This is a genomic window from Paenibacillus tuaregi (assembly GCF_900086655.1).
Lineage (GTDB): Bacteria > Bacillota > Bacilli > Paenibacillales > Paenibacillaceae > Fontibacillus > Fontibacillus tuaregi.
This window is the reverse complement of sequence record NZ_LT575476.1, coordinates 5466377-5487953: the sequence shown is the minus strand read 5'-3', so window position 1 is coordinate 5487953 and position 21577 is coordinate 5466377. Positions and strand designations below refer to the sequence as shown.

Genomic DNA, 21577 nt, shown 5'->3' with positions numbered 1-21577 from the left:
TTATAATTTTGTAGCCCAGGGTGGCTATAGACTGAAACTCCTGATTTTGATCCGGCGATAATAAGGCCCCCCGGTAATCTGAGATCAATTTCAAGGGACTATGGACCCGTAATGCCGGTCTTCATTATATTCCCATTCCCCGACCGGGTATTGATCCGGTTGATCTCCAGGGCGAGGAATACCAGCTGGCTGTCGCTCAGCGTATATCCGTAATCCTCCTCCACCTGAGCGCCAACCTCTTGAGCTTGCCGGTAGGCTTGTCCACAGCGCTCTTTGGCGATTCGTACAATTTCGGGATTCAGCTCGTTGAGCAGCTTGCCGGTCTCATCGGATTGCAGAATGTTCTCAAGCTGGGTCACCAGACGTTCGTAGTTGGCAGAGCCCCGCTTGAGCGTAGTCCCAGCGGCCTGTTCTACTCCTTCGGCAATATCCCGGATCATGGCCGCCAGTTCGGCATTGGTTCCGGGTCCCCCGGCATTTTGCCAGGCGGTATGGATATGCATCGCGATATATCCCACCTCATCCTCGGGAATATCAACCTTCAGGGCTTCGCGAATAATGTTTCGGGCGTGCAGCCCAATCTGGAACTCCCTAGGATATAGGATGCGGATTTCATCCAGCAGCGTGTTCTGGATGATCATCCCTTTGTTGATCCGTTCCAGGGCGAAAGAGAGATGATCGGTCAGCGCAATATGTATATGCTCATTGAACGTTACTTCCAGTTCACGTTCTGCATAAGAGATAATCTGCTCCGACACCGCGATTTCTTCTTCGGGAAGGGTTCGCAGCATTTCCTGCAGATGGCCGTATTGATCCGGGTCGTCCATAATGAATACTTTCTCGATAAGGGAGGGATCAAGAATATCGTTCTTCTTTTTCTGAAAAGCAATTCCAGAACCCATGACAATCTTCTCTTCTCCGAGGTCGTTCACCACAACCGCGTTGTTGTTCAGAATTTTTTTGATTTTCATGTTAATTCTCCTATGCTTTCGTGTTCTTTAGGCAGAGTATGGTTCACATCAAGGAACCAGGTCACCACAAAGGCGGTGACTGCTGCCAGCAGAAAACCGATTATATAATGAATAAGATTCATCTGTCCGAGCTGAACGATAAAGGCAATCATCGGAATTCCGGTCAAGCCGAAGGAATCGGCTGCTACCTGATGGAAGGCTACATAAGCCCCTCCCACGGCGCCTCCAGCCGCAGCGCCCAGGAAAGGGCGGCCCAGCTTGAGGTTGATGCCGAAGATAACCGGTTCGGTGATGCCGAAAAAGGCGGTGATCGATGCGGGCAGCGCTAGTTGCCTCAAGGCTGTGTCCTTCGTTCTAGCATAGACGGCCAGTCCAGCCGCCCCTTGGGCGATATTAGCCATGGACCAGATCGGGAGCAGAAAATTGACGCTGATATCCGGATTGGTTATCAGTCCGATCTCCACGGCTTGAATGCCGTGATGCAGTCCGCTTACGACGATCAGGCTGTAGATTCCCCCGAGCAGCAGCCCAAAGGCCATGCCGCCGAAGCTGTACATGAACGCCAGCATGCTGCTGAGAGATCCGCTAAGCCGGGAAGTAAGCGGGCCTATAACCAGCAGGGCAATGATCCCCCCAATAGCCAGGCTTAGAAAAGGGATCAGCATCCCCGCAGTTGATGGTGGAAGCAGCCGGCGCAGCCCCTTCTCGATCAGGGTCATCAGCAATACCGCAAGAATCGTGGGAATAACGGCCCCTTGGTACCAGAACTGCGGAGCCATGATTACATCTGTAGAGCTTACAGGTGCTCCGCCGAGTCCGGTGACCCGTAGAAGATCGGAATGGGTCATTACCATGCCGATGACGGCGCCGAGCGGCGGAGTGCCTCCGAACCGCTTGGCAGTATGATAACCGAACATGGCAGCCATAACCTGAAATGCTGACCCGGTTAACAACGCCAAGGTCCGGAACCAGACGCTATCATGGGAGGCCCAGCCGAAGACCTCAATCATGCTGAGTATGCCCAGCAGCAGGCCAGCCCCGATGAAGAGTGGAATGATGGGGACAACGATATCGGAAAAGAAGCTGACCGCATGGGTAATCCGTCTTAGCAAAGCTGGCAAGAAGGAGGACCGCGTCCAGAAAGTCCCGGTATGGCTGCTCTGGCTGAGAGGTTCAACCGGAACCGGAGGCTGTTCCTCCGCCTGCTGCTGGCCTGGCCCCCCGTCTTGAAGGATGCGTACTACTTGCCGGTATACTCTGAAGACGGCCGCCGAGCCCAGGATGATCTGCAGCTGTTCTCCCCGGAAGAATACGCCTTGGACCTCCCGCATGCCCGACAGGCGGGCCTCATCTACCCGGGAGCTGTCCCGCAGTCTAAGGCGAAGCCGGGTTGTGCAGTGAACGGCTTCTGATATATTGCCGGTCCCTCCGGCCAGCTCAATCAGACGCAGAGCCAAGCTTTCCGCTGAACCTCGGGACTTCTGCGCAGTCGGTTCAGCTTGATCTGGATAAATACTTTTTTGGGGCATTGCAGCTCCTCCTTACACTTACGCCAGCCGGCTTTCACTAATATCCAGACATTTTATATAATCTCAAGGTATTTTTCTATATAAAAAAAGACCTTATGAAGGATCAGGCAGCGTCCTTCATCTCAAGAACAGCCGAACATGATCTTCCCAGGTCTTTGACTTGTCTCAAAAAAGTAACAACTTCGTAATAACTGGCTGCTATCCTATTGTGACAATGATTGTTTGCAAAATCAATGTCAGGAGTTACCATCCGGCTGCGCTAATTCCTTTATAAGTTCTGAAAAATCTTGCCTTTGATCTCACCTAATTTAACTTTGCCGCTACCGGTCTGTGTAATCGTTGCATCCTTCTCCACGTGGTCGATATCCAGACTGCCATCACCTACATGGATCTCGGCTGAGCCGCCTATCCCATTGACCACAATATGACCATTGTTGTTGTCAATCATCACATCAGAGCCGATATCTTGAACGTTGATGCCGCCGTCTTGATTTTTTATTTTCAGGGTGCCGGATAGCTTGGATATTTCAATGTCACCATTGATGTTGTCGATTGTCCCGTTAGCCGATACATCCGAGATTTGAATCTTGCCGTCACGGTGTGACGTGATCTCCAGGTTAAGCTGCTTCGGAACTTTGATCTCCAGGTCAACACTTCCCTCTCCCATAGAGAGGAACTGACCCTTAAACCGTGCATCTAACGATGCGGTATCCTGCTGAGCTTCCAGCTTTAGCTCTAAATTGTCCATACTGATCCCACTGGCCTTAACGGAAGCATCGACTTCGATCTTGTCTGAGTCGGAACGGCCCGTTATTCTCACACTTCCGTTCTTATGGTTAATGACCAGCTTTGCCAGACCGGCTGAAGGCAGCTCCAGCTTCTTGGCCGTTGATTCCTCCTGACCTCCACAGCCTGAAATGAGCAGTAATAACACGATTAGCACAGCAGACTGGATTTTTTTTACCTTGTTCATTTGCACATTCCCCATTTTCCTTCAGAAATTGTCCGAATTTCCCGATATTTATGAATAACACCAGAGCACCTTGCATGGCAGATGTAAGATTCGAATTTACGCTGCTCAGACTAGACTACATCGCGTTTGACAAACAAAGGGTAGGATATCAGATGCAGAATTGCCAGATGGAGCACGATAAGTACGAGAGAGAAACCTAACGTCACGCCGTCTACGGACGGATTTCCGTATAGGAACGGGGTGAGGTCCGTATGGGAGAAGACGAAGTATTTCGTCCAATCCCAGCCGTCCATGGCAATCGCAATTACAAATCCGGTTACCGATACGATCAGGGAGATCACGATGGAGAACGTCGAGCTCCGGAAGGCAGCAGAGATCATAAAAGCCAGCGTGATCGTGATGAGCAGAAACGGGATGTTGAGTACAAATCCGGCTAATAAAGCCTGCAGCATCGGAACTTGGCCTACGGTGTGATCTTTTACAAAGAAATAGCTGTCCGCTAATCCGCCAAAACCAAATATGAGGCCTCCGGCCAAGATAGATACCAGTATGCCTGCTGCGGTTAACAGAAGGCCAAACAGAAGGGCGGCGATATACTTGGAGAAATAAATCTTGGTACGGCTCGCTGAGCGGGTCAGCAATAATTTAATCGTCCCCGATGTAAATTCTCCGGCTACGATCTCACCCGCGATAATAATGGAGATCAGGGCTACGGCAATAATAATATTCCGTACTTGGCTCACCGCAAAATTCCATGCATTCGTGCTGGGCGGAATGTTCTTGTCCAGGTGGTATTGGTTCAGCAGCATATTCTTCTCCGCCTGCTTGACTTCAATGTTCAGTGCACCCGGTTTGGAGGCTTCCTCACGGAGCTTCACGTTCTGTTGTTCTAACTGGGCTCTCCAATCCCCGCTCACAGCATCTCTTCCAGTTGTCTTAATATTCACGATCTGGAGCAGTACGAACAGCAGGACGATGGCGATCATCACCCATGTGCGGTTCCGTTTATAGATTTTCATATTTTCATTGCGAATGAATGGAATCAATGGTCTTCTCCTCCTGTGATCTCCATGAACTTGTCTTCCAGTGTCTTCTTGATCGTGTTGACATTAAATACGTTGATCCCGGCCTCCATGAGCTTCCGGTTAATCTCCGGAATCCTCGTTTTAGGGATGTGTACCAGGATATGTCCTTGATCGGTTGTGATTTCATCACCTGACATGATCGTCTGCAGAATTTGTACAGCCAGATCCGGCCGATCGACCTCAAATTGAACCCCGGCCCGTTCATCAGCTGCCATATCCTCAATCTTCTGAATGGCAACCAGCCGTCCCTTCTGCACAATGGCAACGCGGTCGCACATCATTTCCATCTCGGACATGAGATGGCTGGAGATCATGATGCCAACGCCTTCTTGATCAGCCAAATCCTTCAGGTGGCCTCTCAGCTCCCGAATCCCGGCCGGGTCAAGCCCGTTAGTGGGTTCATCGAGCACAAGCAAGGAGGGCTTGTGGGCCAGAACGACAGCTAACCCCAGGCGCTGCCGCATGCCCAGTGAGTAGGTGGCTACCTTGTCATGGATGCTATTCTCTAATCCTACGAGAGCAATGACCTCCTGAATTCTTGCCTCCGTGACACCCGGGGTCATCCGAGAGAAGTGCACCAGATTGTCATAACCGGATAAATATTTGTACAAATCCGGATTCTCCACAATGACGCCTACATGTCTCATGGCCTGTTCAAAGTTGGTATTCGTATCCGTACCGTTAATCATGACTTGACCTGCGGTTTTGGACATGAGGCCAACGATCATCCGGATCGTTGTCGTTTTTCCGGCTCCATTCGGACCGAGCAGGCCTAGAATTTCCCCTTTCTCCATATCCAGCGTTAGCTGATCGACGAGGACTTTGTTTCCTATCTTTTTCGTGAGGCCTCGGATTTGCAGCAGCGACAATGCAACCACTCCTTTTATTGGGAATTAGAATGAGATATAATTTTCCATAATTCTAAAGGGACTATCTCAGCTATCCCCACACTAACAGGGCGTTGTCATAAAGCCGAGTGATTAGCAGTCATCTCTGGATATGACAAGGAAAACCCGGGCTGATACAGGCCGACTTTTGCTTGTTCCAATAAGGTTGAACGGAGTTGTTATATATGCGTTTTCTTAACCTGAACCGGTGGTCATGGCAGGACTGGTCGATGTTGACCATACGTACGCTATGGGTTGTCGCCGTGATCATTTTGATGTATCAGGATCAGCCTCTCTTTCCTTTCTGGGGGGTATTTGTCCCTCTTGTGCTGTGTAATTTGATCCCTTTTATATTTGTAAAAGGTCACTATTACCGTTATTTGATCGCCGAGTGTTTATTTGCTGGAGGTATATCTTTATTTCTTGCTTATGAACTCGGCCTGCCAAGACTGTTCTTTCCCGCCCTCTTCACGATTGCGTTCTACAGCCGGGGCCGGGTCCACGCCTACTCACTGCCGATTTCTGTGGCGCTGTTTGCACTCAGTGGGGGGAATTCTGTCAGCTCCTCGTTGTCACATTCTGTCATATGGAAAAGCTTAAGTGATGCACTCATTCTCTACGCGGCAAGCTATGCCCTGCAGAAAGGGGCCTTGGCGATCAATGCCATCAAGCAGAAGCTCGCGGTAATTAAAGAGCAGTATACGATCCTGGAGCAGTATTCTTCTCAAATTGAAAGAATGACCTTGCTGGAGGAACGTTACCGCATGGCCCGAGAACTGCATGATACGATTGGCCACACGTTCACCTCCATGATTCTGGGCATGGAGAGGCTGAAGTCTCATATCCAGACAGAAGAGGGGGAAGAGAAGCTGCACGGAATACTCAAGCTGGCGAGAACCGGCCTGGACGACATTCGCCGTCAGGTGCATCAGATGGACCCTATCGAGGAGGCGGTGCCGTTAGACCGGTCACTGCTGCAAATTATGGATGAGTTCAAGGCTAATACCGGAATCCGGATTGTATTTCGTACGATGGGTGAGCCTTATCCTGTCATGAAGCCGGTCAAGCTTGCCCTGTACCGCTGTCTGCAGGAGGCTCTAACCAATGCCAGCCGTCATGGGCAGGCCAGCACGATACAAGTGCTTTTGCAATATGATCACACTCAGGTGATGCTGCAGATACAGGATAATGGCAAAGGGACGGATAACCTCCAATATGGGTTCGGTCTGACGGGTATGAAGGAGCGTCTAGCCTCACTTCAGGGCAAGCTCTACATTCATTCACAGGCGGATGCCGGCACGATGGTCACCTGTACGATCCCGAATTCTTCTCAAGAGGGTGGACAGAAAATCAAAATCCTGCTTGCGGATGATCAGCCGTTGGTCCGTGAAAGCCTGAGATTGCTGCTGGGAGAAGAAAAGGATTTCGAAATCAAAGTAGCCGGGGATGGCATACAGGCCATCGAAGCCTGTAAGAAGGAGCTTCCCGACATTGTATTAATGGACATCAATATGCCGGAGATGGACGGAATTATGGCGACAAAGCAGATGAAAGAAATGTGGCCGAAGCTTCGGATAATTATGATCACGAGCATAGAGGATGTTGCCATGGCAGCTGAGGCGCTTCGGATCGGGGCGGAGGGTTATATGCTGAAATCGATACACCCTAAGGAATTAGCCGCAACGATCCGGCTCATCTATGGTGGAGGGACGATGATCTCGCAGGACGTGGCCCATCAGTTGTTTCAGCACCAGATCGAGGAGAGTGCGCCGAATCCGTATGAGCTGACCGAGCGGGAGACGGATGTTCTCCGGTGCCTCACGGAAGGACTTCGCAATAAGGAAATTGCCCAGAGGCTGTATCTGTCGGAGGGGACGGTCCGAAATTATATTTCCTCGATATACTTGAAGCTGCAGGTAAACGGCCGGGAAGAGGCCGTGGAGAAGGCAAGAGTCGAGGCTTTAACGAAATGAAGCGGGAGCGAAATGTTCTATCTGTGGGAAGAGGTAAAAGAGTTCCATACAAATATATAGTGACTCTGCTTCTTATATTTGGCGTTCTAACGGGAATGAGGTGGGGCTGGGCCCAGCTGTTTGCCGTGAAGGACCAGCCTCGGGCCGTTGACGGCGTACTTGACCTCCGAGGGACGGACTTGGAGAAGTCGCCTGCCTTTTATTTGAATGGGGAGTGGAAGTTCTACCCGGGGGCACTTATTACCCAAGACGAGATACATAGAGTGGAACCGAATTCCCGAACTATTCAGGTCCCGGGAGATTGGGGCAGTGCGCTGCACCCAGACTCTGGCAGCTCATACGGATATGGGACGTATCGGCTGCGTATATTGACCGACCCGCTTAAATCGCCCGTTTCATTCTGGTTTAAGGGAATTCAGTCCTCATCCGCTGTCGAAATCAATGGAGAAATGGCGGGAAGCATCGGCAAAATTGCGGTCTCTGAACGTGAATACGTTCCCGAAAGTGTCTCTTACACAGCTTCCAGGGATGCAGAGGGGGCTACGGAGATTGAACTGTCGGTTCGTATATCCAACTTCGATAGTCCTTACCACGGTGGAATCGTAAGTCCTATCCGTTTTGGTTCTCAGGCAGCCATTGATTATCTACGCTGGTACTCCATTGGGTTTCAGCTGTTTACTTTTTTGGTGCTGGTTCTTCATGGCTTGTACGCCTGCATTCTTTATATGCTCAATCGACAGGAGAAGGCTTTACTCATACTGGCGCTGTTGCTGCTGGCAATAAGCATTGCGATTCTGGTCGTTCACGATACTGTGCTGTTGTTATGGCTGCCGATTAACTATACATGGGCGGTGAAAATCAGACTGATCAGTCTGCTCTGGCAGAATCTGCTCATCATTATGTTATTTAAGAAATTTGCGCCTTCCTATATTCAGGGAGGCAAGCTGCGGGCTTACATTGCGGCTAGTGTGGTTCTTACCGTTGTTTTGTTAGCTGTACCGGCTTCCACGGTGTTCGGGATTATCCATTTTCATATTTTTGATGCTTATTATTACTTGTCATTTGCATGGTTCGTATATCTCTCGGGTAAGATGATTTTCAAAAGGCAGCCGGATTCAGACAGCATCTTCCTGCTGGTGACTTCGGCAGGTATCATTTCTAACATTCTGTGGAGCTTGGCAGAAGCGGCCTGGGACGTTACAACGGTCTACTATCCTATTGACATTGTTGTGGCTATTACGGGTTATTGCTCCTATTGGTTTAAGAAATACTTCCAGAAATCAAGGGAAAACGCGGAATTAAACGAGAAGCTGACCAAAGCCGATCATATCAAGGACCAATTCCTGGTCAATACCTCACATGAGCTGAGGACGCCCCTGCATGGCATTATGAATATCGCCCACAACGTGGTCACCAAGGAAAAGGATACCCTGGAGAAGGACAGTCTTGACGATATGCAGCTGCTTATTACGATCAGCAGACGCATGTCTTATCTGCTTGGCGATCTTCTTGATGTAGTCCGGCTGAAGGAGAAGCGGATTGTGCTGCAGCAGGAGCCACTGAAAATTCAGTCCGTCGTGCCGGGTATTATTGCCATGCTGCAGTATATGGTGGAGACCAAGCCGATCAGCCTAAAGGTGGAGATCCCGGAATCGCTGCCTCCGGTCATGGCGGATGAGAAGAGGCTTGTTCAGGTTCTGTACAACCTGCTGCATAACGCCCTCAAATATACGGAGACGGGCACGATCTCTGTGTCCGCCGAAATTCGGGTAGAACGTGTAGATATTCAAATCGCCGACACCGGGATAGGCATGGATGAGGCAACTCAGGCGCGAATCTTTATCCCTTATGAGCAGGGGGCTCAGGGGATAAGCAACGGGCAGGGCATCGGACTGGGGCTAAGTATTAGCAAAGAGCTCGTTGAGCTTCATGGCGGCACATTGACGGTTCATTCGGAGCCTGGCAAAGGGTCAGTCTTCTGCTTTGATCTGCCTCTGGCGAATGAGCCAAGTCTCTCCATGCCGCAGGCTCCTCTGTATACGGAGATGAGCATAGACGAAGCGGACGGGGAGCATGTCCGGTCTCTGCTGCCGGATGTCACCACCGCAGAGCAGGAAGTCTCTGCCACGGCACTGCCGCCGCTTCTGGATGAGAGCCGGGCGCGCATCCTTGCCGTGGACGATGATCCGATCAACCTGAAAGTGTTGGTCGGCATGCTGTCTTCCGAGCCTTATGATATTGTAACGGCTCAGTCAGGCCAAGAGGCGCTGGAGCTGCTGGGTAGCCAGCCGTGGGATTTGCTCATCGCCGATGTGATGATGCCAAATATGTCCGGGTATGAATTAACCCGAAGTGTAAGGGAGCAGTTCCCCATGTCGGAGCTTCCTGTTCTGCTGCTGACCGCCCGCAGCCAGCCAGCCGATATCTACACCGGATTTCAGGCTGGAGCGAGCGATTACGTCACGAAGCCAGTGGACGCTCTAGAGCTGAAATACCGGATCAGGGCCTTGGTCACCCTGAGACAGTCCATTAATGAGCGGCTGCGTATGGAAGCTGCCTATTTGCAGGCGCAAATTCAACCGCATTTTCTGCTGAACACCCTCAATTCGTTGATGGCGGTCAGTGAAGTTGATACGGAGAACATGCGCAGGCTTGGAGAGGCTTTTGCATCTTATTTAGAGATCAGCTTCAACTATCTAAACCGGGGGGAACTGGTTGATCTGTCCCATGAGCTGGAGCTCGTCAAAGCCTACTTGTATATCGAACAAGTGCGGTTCGGCGACCGGCTGTCGATGGAGTGGGAGGTTGAGCCGGACATCCGCTTACAGCTTCCTCCGCTCTCGATCCAGCCGCTGGTCGAAAATGCCGTCAAGCACGGTCTGCTCAGCAGTATTAAAGGCGGCACGGTTCGTCTGGCCATTACCCGGCAAAATGGTTATAGCCTGATTGAAATCACAGATAATGGAAAGGGAATGGATCAGGAACAGGTTGCCCGGGTGCTGAACTCTACTCTGAGCCGTAAAGGCGGGATTGGCATTGCCAATACGAATCGGAGGTTACGGCAATTGTACGGGCGGGGGCTGTCGATTGCGAGCAAGCTTGGCGAGGGAACAACGGTGTCGTTTGTTATACCGGATAGGGAGAGGATGGAGGAGAGTGGTTAGGTGGAGTGGGGCAGTAGTATTCGCCAAAATTACGGGGCATGTTTTTTCTTCATGGTTCGGCCGCTAGGCATATGATCCGGTTGGTTAGCTTGTTTGCTTATCATATTGAGACATTTCGTTTGTTCTTTTATATTTGGTTAGGAATTCCTTCTTGATCGTCGGATTAATAAAAAGAAGATGAAAAACTGTTTAATTCATCAGTTCATCGTTCCTAAATCCCAATGAAACCCGGAGCCGCCCGGGTTTCATTGGGATTTTTAACGGGACTTGCGAGGAAGCAAAAGACTTTTCGGGGTATTGCTCAAACAGTAGGGTTTCTCCGCTTCTTCGTCGCTCTGCAAGCATTACAATGAGAGATTTAGGCGCTATTCGAACCGTGATAGATAAACCTTTGCCAGACAATAAGGGCTGTACCTTCTGTCTGTTATGCCTTTCCTGGTGATAAATGGAGTGCGGGTTTAATTGTTATGATTCCGCTTTTTATTGAAGGGTAACTTGCGTGTTTTATTCGGCACATAAATCTACCCAGATGTGGGAACATAGGGACTAGGTGATTATATGAGAAGAAAACTGATGTCCACACTGATCTTTTCAATGGCTATTGCATTATTCATGTCGTCAACAAGTTTAGCTCAACCACAGGATGAAACTATTAAGGAAGAGGATACGATTGAATGGGTGGCGTTATGGGGATTTCCTCAAACTAGAGAAGAACAACTGGAACGTATGTTAACAACTGAATTACAAAGAAGGACATTGAGGGCACTCCAAGAAAAGCGATATTTAAAGCCAGGGAAAGAAAATGTTTACCACTTTGATCCGTTTCAAGTAACAGATATCAGGGAGGTTAAGGGAGGTTTTTATGAGTTAGATATTTTAGCAAGTGTTCATAAGGTTAGAAATAATAAGATTGACAAGAAAACAGACAAATATCAAATTACATTACGTTACAGTTATGATTCGGGGTTTGTAGTCACAAATGTAGGTGAAAAGTAATGTCTCTTTCACATATAATTATTGACTAGCGGTACGAAGGCTTAAGGATCGCAGCGGCAAACCAGCCTTTGAGAGGACTGGTTTTTTCAGTACATAAGATAAGTTGCGTGTGAGAAAGTTGCCCAAAATTGTTGATCTCCAATACATAACTAGGCGGGAAGATTCCTGTAATTTTTCTTAGATAAAGCTGTAATTGGGTAGGGGGGAATCGTTCGCTGGTCATCGGGGGTATGAACCGGTTTCTCATGCTATAATAGGCTGAATTCAGAATTTACAGACTGGCTTGCCAGTCTTTATTTATATAGGAGGCTTTATGTTTATTCAAATTATTGGGGTTGGCAAGCTGAAGGAGAAATATCTGGTACAGGGTATAGCCGAATACGCTAAGCGGCTTACGCCGTACGTGAAATTTCAGGTCATCGAGGTACCCGATGAGAAGGCGCCGGAGACGATGAGTGAGGCGGAGGTGCGGCAGGTCAAGGAGCGCGAGGGCGAACGCATCCTCGCGCACGTCAAGGGCGACGCACATGTCGTCGCCCTCGCCATCGGCGGCCAGCTCTGGAGCTCGGAAGAGCTGGCCGCTGAACTTGACAAGCTCGGCACCTACGGGACGAGCCATGTCGTGTTCATCATCGGAGGGAGCCATGGGCTCTCTGATGATGTGCTGCGGCGCGCCCAGCAGAAGCTCAGCTTCGGGCGCATGACGCTGCCGCATCAGCTCATGCGGCTGGTGCTGGTGGAGCAGATTTATCGGGCGGTGAAGATTAATCGAGGTGAACCGTATCATAAGTAGGGCGAAAAATAGGGGGTGCCTGACACTTCCTTTTTGCTGATATTATTCTCTCATTAAAAGAAATCTTCGCGTTTTTTCAATAAGGCGAACGAATGAAATGCTTATTTTCGGAGCGAGGCATTATATCGGTGAGTGTATACAAACCATGTAATGCTTGCTGTTAATAATGCCGACGAAATCAAAGCTGTAAGAACACTATATGTTTGCCAAATAAGTATCGTTGACCAATCTAATGCACAGCACATTATACACTGGACAATCGTAGCAATCAGCAAAATAGCTGTTACGATTATTCGCTTTTTTGTCATTGGCTGCCGTTCATTCGTTTTCCTTCTGCGTAAGCCTAAGAGAAAGAACAGAACAGCCAATAGGCAAAGAATAATTGTGGTAGACGACAAAATGATGTCCAAAAGCTGTGTGCCGCTTATTCCATATGACTGAGTCAGATTGCCGTCTAATATATCTTTAACTTTTAGTACCATGCTTCTATTGATATTTGCGCCGTTGGTCAGCAAGCAGATGGCTGTTCGTTCATGTGGCAGTATGGCTACTTCGGTTCCGAAATTGGGATTGCCCCCTGGGTGCTCTATAATCGTTTGGTTGGCGTTTACCGACCAGCCCGCCGCATAATACATTTCATTGACAGCCGGAACAGACATATCACCCTGATGTGATTTTTCGATAACCGTATGGAATATTTCGGGTATGTCCTGCACAATACCCATCTGTATGCCCATCCAACGCGCCATATCTTTTGTACAAGAAATGATGTAGCCTGCGGGTTTATTCCCGGAATAATCCGGCGCGTTATATGGAGTTGTCATAAAAAAGGAAGAACGGTAGCCCTGTGCCAACTGTCCGGTGGCTTGAGCATCTTCTTTATAAACATACGTCTGGTGAAGACCCAACGGCTGAAATACCTGTTCCCTCATAAAGTCTTCATAGCTTTGTCCCGACACAATCTCAATAACCAGACCTAATACGTCATAATTAACAGTTCCGTAATTATACTGCTCACCAGGATAGAACGACAATTCAGAATCTACGAGCATTTCTACGGTTTTTTGCAACATATCCCGCGTATTGCCTTGTGGAATGTTTTGACTGTGACTGCTATTTGTTAAGCCGCTAGTATGGTGTAAAAAGTTATTGAGAGTAATACTTTGCATATCAACGTGTTTCCCCTGATATTTTAACGTAAACCAAGGCAAATATTTCTGGATAGGGTCTGACATTGACAGCAGTCCTTGTTCTTCCATCAGCAGAATACCCATGCCGGTAAAAGCTTTACTTACCGAAGCCAGCTCATATAGAGTATTTTCACTTGCCGACAGTCCCTTTTCACGATCTGCGTACCCGGAAGAAAAGTAGAGCACTTCATTGTTCTCAAGTATTGAAATTGACATTCCCGGTACACCTGATATACGGCTTGCATCATCCAACAATGTTTGTATTGAATCAGATTGCGAATCTGATAATGCATAACTTGGTGTTGCGAATCCGGTAAACAGTATAAATAATGCAATCATAAAGACAATAATTTTTTTCATAGTCTCTCCATTCCGCAAAAACTCCCGTACGGAAAATATAAATAATCCGCAGTACGCCTTATTCCCCTAAAGTGTAATAAGGTATATATTATGAAGCTTATGATTGCATAATCTTATTGTATGTGAAGAATCATACGATATAAAAAATTAGATTGCTATCATAATCTTCTACTTACTACGAACTAAGTTCGCTTTATAGATGATACGGTGAGCCGTATCATAAGTGACGCAAATAAATTCTAGACTATGGTGGGATTAATCGTCCAACAAAGAATATATCATTGGTTTTATGGAATTGACAAAATAAAACAACCAATTTATAGTGTAGACATCTACATAATGTGAGGGAAAAATATATGCCAAGTGTTTTCGAAATGTACCCCTATAGCCTATACATTAAACTTATCGCACAACGGGTCCGGGAAATCATCGACCAGCTTCTGAAGGATCATGGCTTGAACAGCTCACAAGCGATTCTCCTGTCACATATTTATCAATCCATAGAGGACCATATAGAGATCAACCGAAAGTTTCTTGAAAAAACGATGGCCCTAAGTGGTCCGTCTGTGACAAACTTGTTGAACGGTCTGGAGAACTCCGGATATATCACGCGCAGCAGCAATCCTGCCGACGGGCGAAACCTCCGTATCGATATAACAGACAAAGCCAAAAAGTTTCTTAGTGAGAGGAGTGATGCCTTCTCGAAATCTGAAGAGTTGATCACGCAAGGGATGTCTGAGGCCGAAAAAGCCATGTTTGTTTCTCTGCTGACCCGAGCTTTTGAAAACGTTGAAAAACGGCTCCCAAAGTGATAAATCTGCCATCAATATTTATTTTTTTAAACAAATGTGTAGACAACTACATGATTTAACTTTAATAAAGTTGAAGGAGGTGGTCATGATGAATGATCAACAAAACAGATTGGAGCTATCCAGAATCGGACTCGGCTGCGCTCATTTGTCAAATGTCAATGAAGCTGTCAAAAGTGCTGGCATTGCCGCCATTCATGCCGCTTTTGAGAGTGGAATCAATCATCTCAACACAGGGGATTTTTACGGTGCAGGCCAAAGCGAGATGGTTATCGCCGAAGCACTAAAGGGGTACAAAAGGGATGACTATTTTATATCGCTGAAGTTCGGGGCATTGAATACGCCGAACGGCTCCATGTACGGACTGGATGTCTCCCCCCATCATGTTAAGAACTACCTCGCCTATTCACTCAAACGCCTCAATCTTGACTATATTGATCTTTATCAGCCCGCAAGAATCGATCTGGGTATCCCTGTTGAAGAAACGATCGGCGCCATTTCTGAACTGGTTAAGGCCGGCTATGTCAGGCAGATCGGAGTCAGCCAGGTCGATGCAGAGACGTTGAGAAGGGCACATGCCACGCATCCGATCAGTTGGCTGGAAGTCGAATACTCGCTTTTTAACCGAAGCATCGAGAAGTATATTTTGCCGACTTCGAGGGAACTGGGTATCGGCGTTATTGCGTTTGGGGTGTTGGCTCATGGTCTTCTTGCCGGCCATTGGACAAACGAGCGAATCCAAAGGAGCAAAGGCGGCTACGTTCCGTTGTTTTTTGAAGAGAATATTGAAAAAAACGTTGTTATGGCTCAAAAGCTGGGTGAGATCGCCGTAAAAAAACAAATGACGTTATCCCAATTGGCGCTTGCATGGATGTTATCCAAAGGAGAAGACATCATACCGCTTATCGGTACCGTATCGCCGGCTCATCTTCAAGAAGCTTTGCAGTCACTTGATATTCATCTGACTGAAGATGATGTCATGGAAATTGAAGATGCGATCCCAGAGCAGGAGATCGCCGGCGCTTCTTTTCCCAATATGCAATTTAGAAACGGTAAGACTGTTCGCGTATAAACATGATCACACATAATGAAAGGATGTTGTAAGTTATGATTATCGTTACCGGAGCTAACGGGAAATTGGGGCGGGCCGTGGTAGAGCAGTTACTTAAGCGTGTTCCTGCCGAGCAGATCGGTGTCAGCGTCCGTGAACCGAATCAGGCACAAGAGCTTCGGGAATGTGGAGTTCGTGTCCGTCGGGGTGACTTTGACGATGCCAGGACTCTGCACCATGCCTTTGAGGGGGCGTCGCAGGTTCTCATCGTTTCGTCCGGCATTATGGGCGAAGCTGAAATCCCGCATGGTATTCAGCAGCATCAAACCGCGATTGACACGGCAAAGAAGGCAGGGGCTAGTCGGGTGCTATACACAAGTCATATGGGTTCTTCCCCAACATCACACTTCGCCCCCATGATTCACCATGCGGCCACCGAAAATCTACTGGAGGATTCAGGAGTTGCCTTCACGTCGCTCCGTAATGGCTATTACGCCTCAATGGCACTAATGATGATCGATGGAGCAATAAGGACAGGGGAATTGATCGCTCCAGTGGACGGTCCAGTTGCCTGGACTGCCCACTCCGACTTAGCCGAAGCTGCAGCGACGATCATAAGTGAGCAGAAATGGTATGGTATGACCCCCAATCTAACGGGACCCGAAGCCATTGACATGGAGGGAATTGCGACAATTGCATCCGAAGTCTTGGGGCGGAATATCCGTCGAACTATTGTGTCAGACGAAGAGTTTAGGGAGCGCATGATGTCTCAGGGTGTGCCGGAAGCGAGTATAAATATGCGGATGGGGATGTTTCTAGCTAGCCGTCAGGGTGATTTCGCTCAAGTCGATCTTGCTCTGGCTCATTTGATCGGCCGGTCTCCGAAAAGTTTTAGAGAGGTCCTGAAAGAGTCGATTATTCATCAGCAAGGTTGATTGCATGAAAAATGCTAAGAGGGTTTCCTTCGTTCAATTGGTGCTCCAGACTGTCGACAAAGTGTCGGCAGTCTTTGTCTATTTACTATTCTCGATCCTTTTTCGACGATACCCCGTTGCGGTTAACCGTATCACAAGTAATGGCAAGTTTTCAGACATTTTTTCAGCAAGAACAAAGCTCGCCGTCACTGCGGCGAGCTTTGTTTTTCGCGTATTCGTCGATTTCGTCTCGGGACATACGTAAGCGGGCCACGGAAGTACCATACCCGATTTCTATTTTACCCTCAGCTAAATCGTTGAAAATCCCATCCGCGAAGGCATCTAGGGGTTCTCCATGCGTATGCAGCCCTGTCCCTCCTAAGCTTGTATTTACCGCAGTAGGGGCAACTTCAATCACTTCGACAGCTGTCTCGGAAAGTTGGTGCCTTAGGCTTATGGTGAATGAATGGAGTGCAGCTTTGGTTGCCGAATACATGGGAGCAATTGCAAACGGTGTAAAAGCCAATCGGATTCCAGATCCAAATCGCACACATGAGTGATGAGATGGGGAGTTTCCCCTTTTGCCTGTTGCAGTACATTTTCGCGTCGACCGCAAACTATGACTCGATTTCCGGCTTTGATAAATCTTTTCGCAAAAGCGAGCCCGATCCGGAGCCTCCCCCGGTAATCAGAATTGTATTTTCTAGAAGCTTCACGGTTGTACCTCCTTCCAATGTTTGATATAGCGATCAATTTTAGCATCAATATTCGGTAGGTTTTCGGTCAGCAATGCAATTTCATCCAGCACTCTTTGCTTATGTTTCTTCATCATGTCAAGCCGGCGTTCAATAGTGGCTTCTCCTTCTACGATCCAATCCATATACTGGCGGTGAGAATCCTTTAATGCCGAATCTCCTAACGAAAATGGCCACTCCACACTTCCGGGTTATTATGGGTGCTTCTCCGCTTACCTGACCCGTACGCCTTCGATCCACACGGCTTCAATATTCTGGGTTGCTCGAATATCCTTAGTCGGATCGCCATTAATCAGAACCAGATCGGCTCGGCGACCGGGCTCGATAACGCCGCGGTCTTCGAAGCCAAGCAGAGCCGCAGACGTTCTCGTTGCGCTTTGAAGCGCCTTAGTCGGCGTCATGCCCGCCGCAACGTATTCTTCCAATTCTCTGTGCAGCGACAGGCCGTGTGCCAACTGGTGCGGAGCAAGTGGATTGTCGTTGGCATCCGTGCCGGCGGCGATGGGAACGCCTGATCGGATCAAAGTACGAAGTGTTTCGTCGACGGGGAAATAGGACAAGTTAGGATTCATCCCTTTGAACTTGTCCACAATACCTTTCATCATCAGCACGGTCGGGACGGAGACAATGCCGCGTTCCGCCATCGTTTGCGCCAGCGCTTCCGGAAGCGGACCGTCCAGCGGGACATGAGTCAGCACATCCACGCCGGCTTCGATGCCGATCTTGAAAGACCCCGCATTCGGCGCATGGGCGAATGTTCGCAGATCGCGCCGATGCGCGGCGCGGATGATCGCGGCGGCGGCAGCTGGCGTCAGCGCGGTATCGGGGTTGAGCGCTGGATCTTCAAGAATAAGCTTAATATAGTCCGCACCGAATGAGACCTGCCGCTCAACAAACGCTTCGGCATCCTCGGGACGGGCGACGATCGACGTTTCTGGAAAGCCCATCCGCAAAACAGAAGGGCCGCCCGCCGCCGAAGCCGGATGATAGGGGCTGCGTATATCAGGCAGGCCGTTCAGGTTGCGCTGGCTGTCGACCAGACGAGGATCGGTGGTGGCCATATCAAGCAAGGTTGTGATTCCCCAGTGGGCGGCGTTTTTTAATACTCCGGTATCTTCGGATAGATGGATATGTGCATCGATCAATCCGGGAATCAGGGTATGACCGCCGCCATCCACGGTTTGATCGATAGACCCAGTTTCGAGTTTGGGCCATACAATCAGACCGTCTTGCATCGTTACAGTGGTAGGAGAGGACAGCTGGCTTCCGTCAAAAACACGGACATTAGTAATAGCCGTAATGGACATCGTCATCACTCCATTCAATGAATAAAATTTATTCAATAATATATCCCTTTACTTTTTTTGTCAAGAGAACTGTTTAGTCGAAAATGCCAGGCTTCGAGGAGTGAACGAGTCGGTTGACAGAGCATATGCAGGCTGATATTCTTTTACGAATGAATATTATTTACCGGAAGGAGAGCTTTTTTTATGCCTAGAAAGCAAGAGGTGAATCAACAGATCCGCGATGAACGCCGAGAACGGATTTTGCGGGTCGCCGCGGCAATTTTTGCCGAAAAGGGCATTGCTGCGATCAAGATCGGTGAGCTTGCGGAAGCGGCGGGAATGAGCCAAGGGCTTCTGTACCGCTATTTTTCGAGTAAAGAGGAGATTTTTGCCGTTCTGGTGGAAAAGGCTGTTCATTCACTGATCCGGCCGATGCACGATATACTGGCCGATACGGATAAATCGGCCGCCGAGCGGTTGCACGATCTGACCCGGCTCATGTTGGACGACATTCAGGCTTGTTCGCAGCGACATCGGTTGATCTCGCAAGCGCAAGCGTTACCTGGACAAACGAAGGAAGCTTTAGCGGAAATGGGCAACTACTTACAGCAGGGATTGTGTCAACTGATTGTAGCGGGTCAGCAGGAGAAAAAGATTCGCAATGGAGACCCGAACCGACTCTGCGTTTTGTACCTCTCCACTTTGCAGGGACTAGCCGCAAGCCTACATCTCTTCGGCCAGCCAATCCGCGATTATTTTCCGGATGTGGACACCGTTTATCGACTGCTGGAAGCGTAATTTCGGGGACGAATGATAGAAATAACAGTGCTCAATCTGTATTTCATTTTTCTAAATTCAACTTTTGCAGCTTAAACCAGCCTAAACGCTGGCACAGTATGGAACTAAGCCATCGATAATCGTTATCTTGACAACAAAGAAAGACACCGCTTCGTTTGGTAAAGTGAGAGTGACGAGCAATCACTACCAGACCGAAGAGGTGTCTCCCAACATGATAGCCCAACAACCATCATTCGATCAACCGCCAAACGAAGTAAAGTCTGCATTTCATGAACTAAATGTACTGAAACACTTGAGTAGTCCAGGATTCGAAAATAAATTCGGTTTTACCTGTGTTTACTTGTTTCGCCTTGTGTTCAGGCTGCTGTTCCATCAGAAGAACTAGTTTCGGTTGCTAGAAAGCAAGAAGGGCGAGGCTTTTCCAGGTAAAGACACCGTATCTCCCCAGTCGTAAGCCCCCGTCGTTAGATGGGGGCTGATTGAATTTAAAGTACGGACACAACATCAGCTGTTACTGAATGGCATTACCAAAGCTCCACTAATTAATCAACCATTACGTTCAAGATGAGCTAACCCCCACTGTGCCATCGATTGCATAACAGGGATAAAAGTCCTGCCGTAGTCACTGAGTGAGTACTCGACTTTCGGTGGAACTACGGGGTAGACCGTTCTTACGATCAAGTTATCACTTTCCAACTCTCGTAGTTGTTCCGTTAACATCTTGCGGGTAATGGGTGAAATTGCACGTAGGAGTTCGTTAAACCGCATGGTACCTCGTGCCAGACGCCAAAGAATAACAATCTTCCACTTGCCCCCGATCACGGACAGTGTTGCCTCCACAGGACATCCACTCATGTACAACACATCCTATCCTTACAGTTTCGAATTGGGTACTATGTCACGAAAAAGTGCGTACTTATGTGTTCCATACTTAGTAAGTATACTACATCAAGAAAGGTGTAGTTACTGTCACCTGTAATTCATTAAAGCCAGATTAATCATGACACAATAGGGAGGAGATTCTTATGCCGCTCGATTCTCAGGTTCAAATGGTATTAGAAAAAATGAAGCAGTTGGGTGTTCCGCCTCTGCATACTTTATCCGTGGAGGATGCGAGAAAAATCAATTTAAACGGGATGGCTGCACAGCCGGAAGAAGTTTGGAGGATTGAAAATCAAAAAATCCCGGGTCCTAGCGACTGCATTCCGGTTCGGATTTATACTCCTCGAAGGGAAGCACCTTTGCCGGTTATCGTTTATTATCATGGTGGAGGTTGGGTGGTTGGGAATCTTGATGCAGCTGACGTGTTGTGCCGAAGGCTGGCTAATGGTGTGAACAGTATTGTGGTCTCTGTAGATTACCGTTTGGCACCGGAGCATAAATTCCCCGCTGCAACTGAGGATTCCCACGCAGCAGTGGTGTGGGTTGCAGAACATGCCGCTGCTCTTGGTGCGGATCCGAATCGGATTGCGGTTGGTGGAGATAGCGCAGGTGGAAACCTTGCCGCGGTTGTGTCATTAATGGCTCGGGACAGAGGCTTCCCATCCGTCAAGTTTCAGCTGTTGGTCAATCCGGTTACCCATTACTCGTTCGATACGGATTCATATAGAGAAAATGCAGAAGGATACGGTCTAACAACGAACACCATGCGATGGTTTTGGAACCACTACTTGGCGAAAGAAGAGGATGGACAGAACCCATACGCTTCACCGTTATTGTCTCCCAGTCTTAGTGGTCTGCCGCCAGCACTCGTTCTCACTGCCGAATTTGATCCTTTGCGTGATGATGGGGAAGCTTACGCTGAGAAATTGAAAGCAGCCGGGGTTCCAGTAGAAGCGAAGCGCTATGCTGGCATGGTCCATGGCTTCATCCTCCAAACAGGCGCATATGAACAAGGAAGAAATGCTGAGGAGCATGCGATAAGCGCACTGCGGAAGGTTCTACATGCTTAGTAGGAGATGAGGAATCCGAGCTGGTAAAGAAGGTTCTTACTAATGAAAGAAGCAGTTGTGGAATTGAATCATGGAGGATCAGAAAGAAGGT

The 21577-nt window shown here is 48.6% G+C and carries 18 protein-coding genes and 2 pseudogenes; 10 read left to right on the top strand and 10 right to left on the bottom strand.

Features of this window, described 5'->3' with window-relative positions:
- Window positions 1-98 precede the first annotated feature (98 nt).
- The 5 genes from BN6628_RS24765 to BN6628_RS24745 form a co-directional block, all read right to left on the bottom strand.
- Complete coding sequence (locus BN6628_RS24765) at window positions 99-971, bottom strand: PRD domain-containing protein (RefSeq protein ID WP_068621558.1); 873 nt, start codon at window positions 969-971, stop codon at window positions 99-101.
- The gene (locus tag BN6628_RS24760; protein WP_082927053.1) at window positions 968-2500 is read right to left on the bottom strand and encodes a PTS transporter subunit EIIC; all 1533 of its coding nucleotides are present in this window, start codon (window positions 2498-2500) and stop codon (window positions 968-970) included. Before BN6628_RS24760 ends, BN6628_RS24765 begins: the two co-directional genes overlap by 4 nt.
- A gap of 268 nt (window positions 2501-2768) precedes the next feature.
- A complete protein-coding gene (locus tag BN6628_RS24755; protein ID WP_068621556.1) occupies window positions 2769-3473 on the bottom strand; it encodes a DUF4097 family beta strand repeat-containing protein in 705 nt (234 codons plus the stop codon).
- Between the two features lie 110 nt (window positions 3474-3583).
- Window positions 3584-4519, bottom strand: a complete 936-nt coding sequence (locus tag BN6628_RS24750) for an ABC transporter permease (RefSeq protein ID WP_068621554.1) — start codon at window positions 4517-4519, stop codon at window positions 3584-3586.
- Window positions 4516-5427 (bottom strand): ABC transporter ATP-binding protein, encoded by a 912-nt coding sequence (locus BN6628_RS24745; protein ID WP_068621553.1) that lies wholly within the window; start codon window positions 5425-5427, stop codon window positions 4516-4518. Before BN6628_RS24745 ends, BN6628_RS24750 begins: the two co-directional genes overlap by 4 nt.
- A 203-nt stretch (window positions 5428-5630) precedes the next feature.
- Here BN6628_RS24745 and BN6628_RS24740 point away from each other — a divergent pair, with 203 nt between their 5' ends.
- The 4 genes from BN6628_RS24740 (at window position 5631) to rlmH (ending at window position 12371) form a co-directional block, all read left to right on the top strand.
- Window positions 5631-7418: a helix-turn-helix transcriptional regulator gene (locus BN6628_RS24740; RefSeq protein WP_068621551.1), complete on the top strand. Its 1788-nt coding sequence runs from the start codon at window positions 5631-5633 to the stop codon at window positions 7416-7418.
- Entirely contained in the window at window positions 7415-10582 is a 3168-nt protein-coding gene (locus BN6628_RS24735; RefSeq protein WP_068621549.1) for an ATP-binding response regulator, read from the top strand. The genes BN6628_RS24740 and BN6628_RS24735 overlap by 4 nt, the downstream gene beginning before the upstream one ends.
- Window positions 10583-11140: 558 nt before the next feature.
- A complete protein-coding gene (locus BN6628_RS24730; RefSeq protein WP_082927052.1) occupies window positions 11141-11578 on the top strand; it encodes a hypothetical protein in 438 nt (145 codons plus the stop codon).
- Window positions 11579-11891: 313 nt separating this feature from the next.
- Entirely contained in the window at window positions 11892-12371 is a 480-nt protein-coding gene (gene rlmH, locus BN6628_RS24725; protein WP_068621546.1) for a 23S rRNA (pseudouridine(1915)-N(3))-methyltransferase RlmH, read from the top strand.
- A 101-nt stretch (window positions 12372-12472) separates the two neighbouring features.
- Here the strand turns inward: rlmH and BN6628_RS24720 are convergent, their stop codons facing one another.
- Window positions 12473-13921 carry a serine hydrolase domain-containing protein gene (locus BN6628_RS24720; RefSeq protein ID WP_068621544.1) on the bottom strand — a complete coding sequence of 483 codons (1449 nt, stop codon included), beginning with the start codon at window positions 13919-13921 and terminating at the stop codon, window positions 12473-12475.
- Between the two features lie 356 nt (window positions 13922-14277).
- On the opposite strand from BN6628_RS24720, the gene BN6628_RS24715 reads away from it, so the two are divergent.
- From BN6628_RS24715 to BN6628_RS24705, 3 genes are all read left to right on the top strand, one after another.
- Window positions 14278-14733, top strand: coding sequence for a MarR family winged helix-turn-helix transcriptional regulator (locus BN6628_RS24715; RefSeq protein ID WP_068621542.1), 456 nt, complete (start codon window positions 14278-14280; stop codon window positions 14731-14733).
- An 85-nt stretch (window positions 14734-14818) separates the two neighbouring features.
- Window positions 14819-15802: an aldo/keto reductase gene (locus BN6628_RS24710; protein WP_235847701.1), complete on the top strand. Its 984-nt coding sequence runs from the start codon at window positions 14819-14821 to the stop codon at window positions 15800-15802.
- Between the two features lie 35 nt (window positions 15803-15837).
- The gene (locus tag BN6628_RS24705; protein ID WP_068621538.1) at window positions 15838-16716 is read left to right on the top strand and encodes an SDR family oxidoreductase; all 879 of its coding nucleotides are present in this window, start codon (window positions 15838-15840) and stop codon (window positions 16714-16716) included.
- Between the two features lie 163 nt (window positions 16717-16879).
- Here BN6628_RS24705 and BN6628_RS24700 read toward each other — a convergent pair.
- The 3 genes and pseudogenes from BN6628_RS24700 to BN6628_RS24690 all read right to left on the bottom strand — a co-directional run bounded on the left by BN6628_RS24700 (window position 16880) and on the right by BN6628_RS24690 (window position 18793).
- Window positions 16880-17411, bottom strand: a pseudogene (locus tag BN6628_RS24700) (SDR family NAD(P)-dependent oxidoreductase).
- Window positions 17408-17575, bottom strand: a complete 168-nt coding sequence (locus tag BN6628_RS24695; RefSeq protein WP_187386153.1) for a MerR family transcriptional regulator — start codon at window positions 17573-17575, stop codon at window positions 17408-17410. Before BN6628_RS24695 ends, BN6628_RS24700 begins: the two are co-directional and overlap by 4 nt.
- A gap of 87 nt (window positions 17576-17662) precedes the next feature.
- Window positions 17663-18793, bottom strand: a complete 1131-nt coding sequence (locus tag BN6628_RS24690; RefSeq protein WP_082927051.1) for an amidohydrolase family protein — start codon at window positions 18791-18793, stop codon at window positions 17663-17665.
- Window positions 18794-18940: 147 nt separating this feature from the next.
- Between BN6628_RS24690 and BN6628_RS24685 the strand changes: the two genes are divergently transcribed.
- Window positions 18941-19534 carry a TetR/AcrR family transcriptional regulator gene (locus tag BN6628_RS24685; RefSeq protein ID WP_068621537.1) on the top strand — a complete coding sequence of 198 codons (594 nt, stop codon included), beginning with the start codon at window positions 18941-18943 and terminating at the stop codon, window positions 19532-19534.
- Window positions 19535-19745: 211 nt separating this feature from the next.
- Window positions 19746-19916: pseudogene (locus tag BN6628_RS27040) on the top strand (IS4 family transposase); the annotation flags it as partial.
- A 164-nt stretch (window positions 19917-20080) separates the two neighbouring features.
- On the opposite strand, the gene BN6628_RS24680 reads toward BN6628_RS27040, so the two are convergent.
- Window positions 20081-20389 carry a winged helix-turn-helix transcriptional regulator gene (locus tag BN6628_RS24680; RefSeq protein ID WP_068621535.1) on the bottom strand — a complete coding sequence of 103 codons (309 nt, stop codon included), beginning with the start codon at window positions 20387-20389 and terminating at the stop codon, window positions 20081-20083.
- Between the two features lie 170 nt (window positions 20390-20559).
- On the opposite strand from BN6628_RS24680, the gene BN6628_RS24675 reads away from it, so the two are divergent.
- On the top strand, window positions 20560-21486 hold the full coding sequence (locus tag BN6628_RS24675) for an alpha/beta hydrolase (RefSeq protein ID WP_068621534.1): 927 nt from the start codon (window positions 20560-20562) through the stop codon (window positions 21484-21486).
- Window positions 21487-21577 lie beyond the last annotated feature (91 nt).

Coding starts and splice junctions, on each gene's coding strand:
- BN6628_RS24710 (WP_235847701.1), top strand. CDS start 14,819: ATGATGAATGATCAACAAAACAGATTGGAGCTATCCAGAATCGGACTC.
- BN6628_RS24680 (WP_068621535.1), bottom strand. CDS start 20,389: ATGAGTGGATGTCCTGTGGAGGCAACACTGTCCGTGATCGGGGGCAAG.
- BN6628_RS24760 (WP_082927053.1), bottom strand. CDS start 2,500: ATGCCCCAAAAAAGTATTTATCCAGATCAAGCTGAACCGACTGCGCAG.
- BN6628_RS24765 (WP_068621558.1), bottom strand. CDS start 971: ATGAAAATCAAAAAAATTCTGAACAACAACGCGGTTGTGGTGAACGAC.
- rlmH (WP_068621546.1), top strand. CDS start 11,892: ATGTTTATTCAAATTATTGGGGTTGGCAAGCTGAAGGAGAAATATCTG.
- BN6628_RS24675 (WP_068621534.1), top strand. CDS start 20,560: ATGCCGCTCGATTCTCAGGTTCAAATGGTATTAGAAAAAATGAAGCAG.
- BN6628_RS24715 (WP_068621542.1), top strand. CDS start 14,278: ATGCCAAGTGTTTTCGAAATGTACCCCTATAGCCTATACATTAAACTT.
- BN6628_RS24705 (WP_068621538.1), top strand. CDS start 15,838: ATGATTATCGTTACCGGAGCTAACGGGAAATTGGGGCGGGCCGTGGTA.
- BN6628_RS24695 (WP_187386153.1), bottom strand. CDS start 17,575: ATGGATTGGATCGTAGAAGGAGAAGCCACTATTGAACGCCGGCTTGAC.
- BN6628_RS24685 (WP_068621537.1), top strand. CDS start 18,941: ATGCCTAGAAAGCAAGAGGTGAATCAACAGATCCGCGATGAACGCCGA.
- BN6628_RS24740 (WP_068621551.1), top strand. CDS start 5,631: ATGCGTTTTCTTAACCTGAACCGGTGGTCATGGCAGGACTGGTCGATG.
- BN6628_RS24730 (WP_082927052.1), top strand. CDS start 11,141: ATGAGAAGAAAACTGATGTCCACACTGATCTTTTCAATGGCTATTGCA.
- BN6628_RS24755 (WP_068621556.1), bottom strand. CDS start 3,473: ATGAACAAGGTAAAAAAAATCCAGTCTGCTGTGCTAATCGTGTTATTA.
- BN6628_RS24735 (WP_068621549.1), top strand. CDS start 7,415: ATGAAGCGGGAGCGAAATGTTCTATCTGTGGGAAGAGGTAAAAGAGTT.
- BN6628_RS24720 (WP_068621544.1), bottom strand. CDS start 13,921: ATGAAAAAAATTATTGTCTTTATGATTGCATTATTTATACTGTTTACC.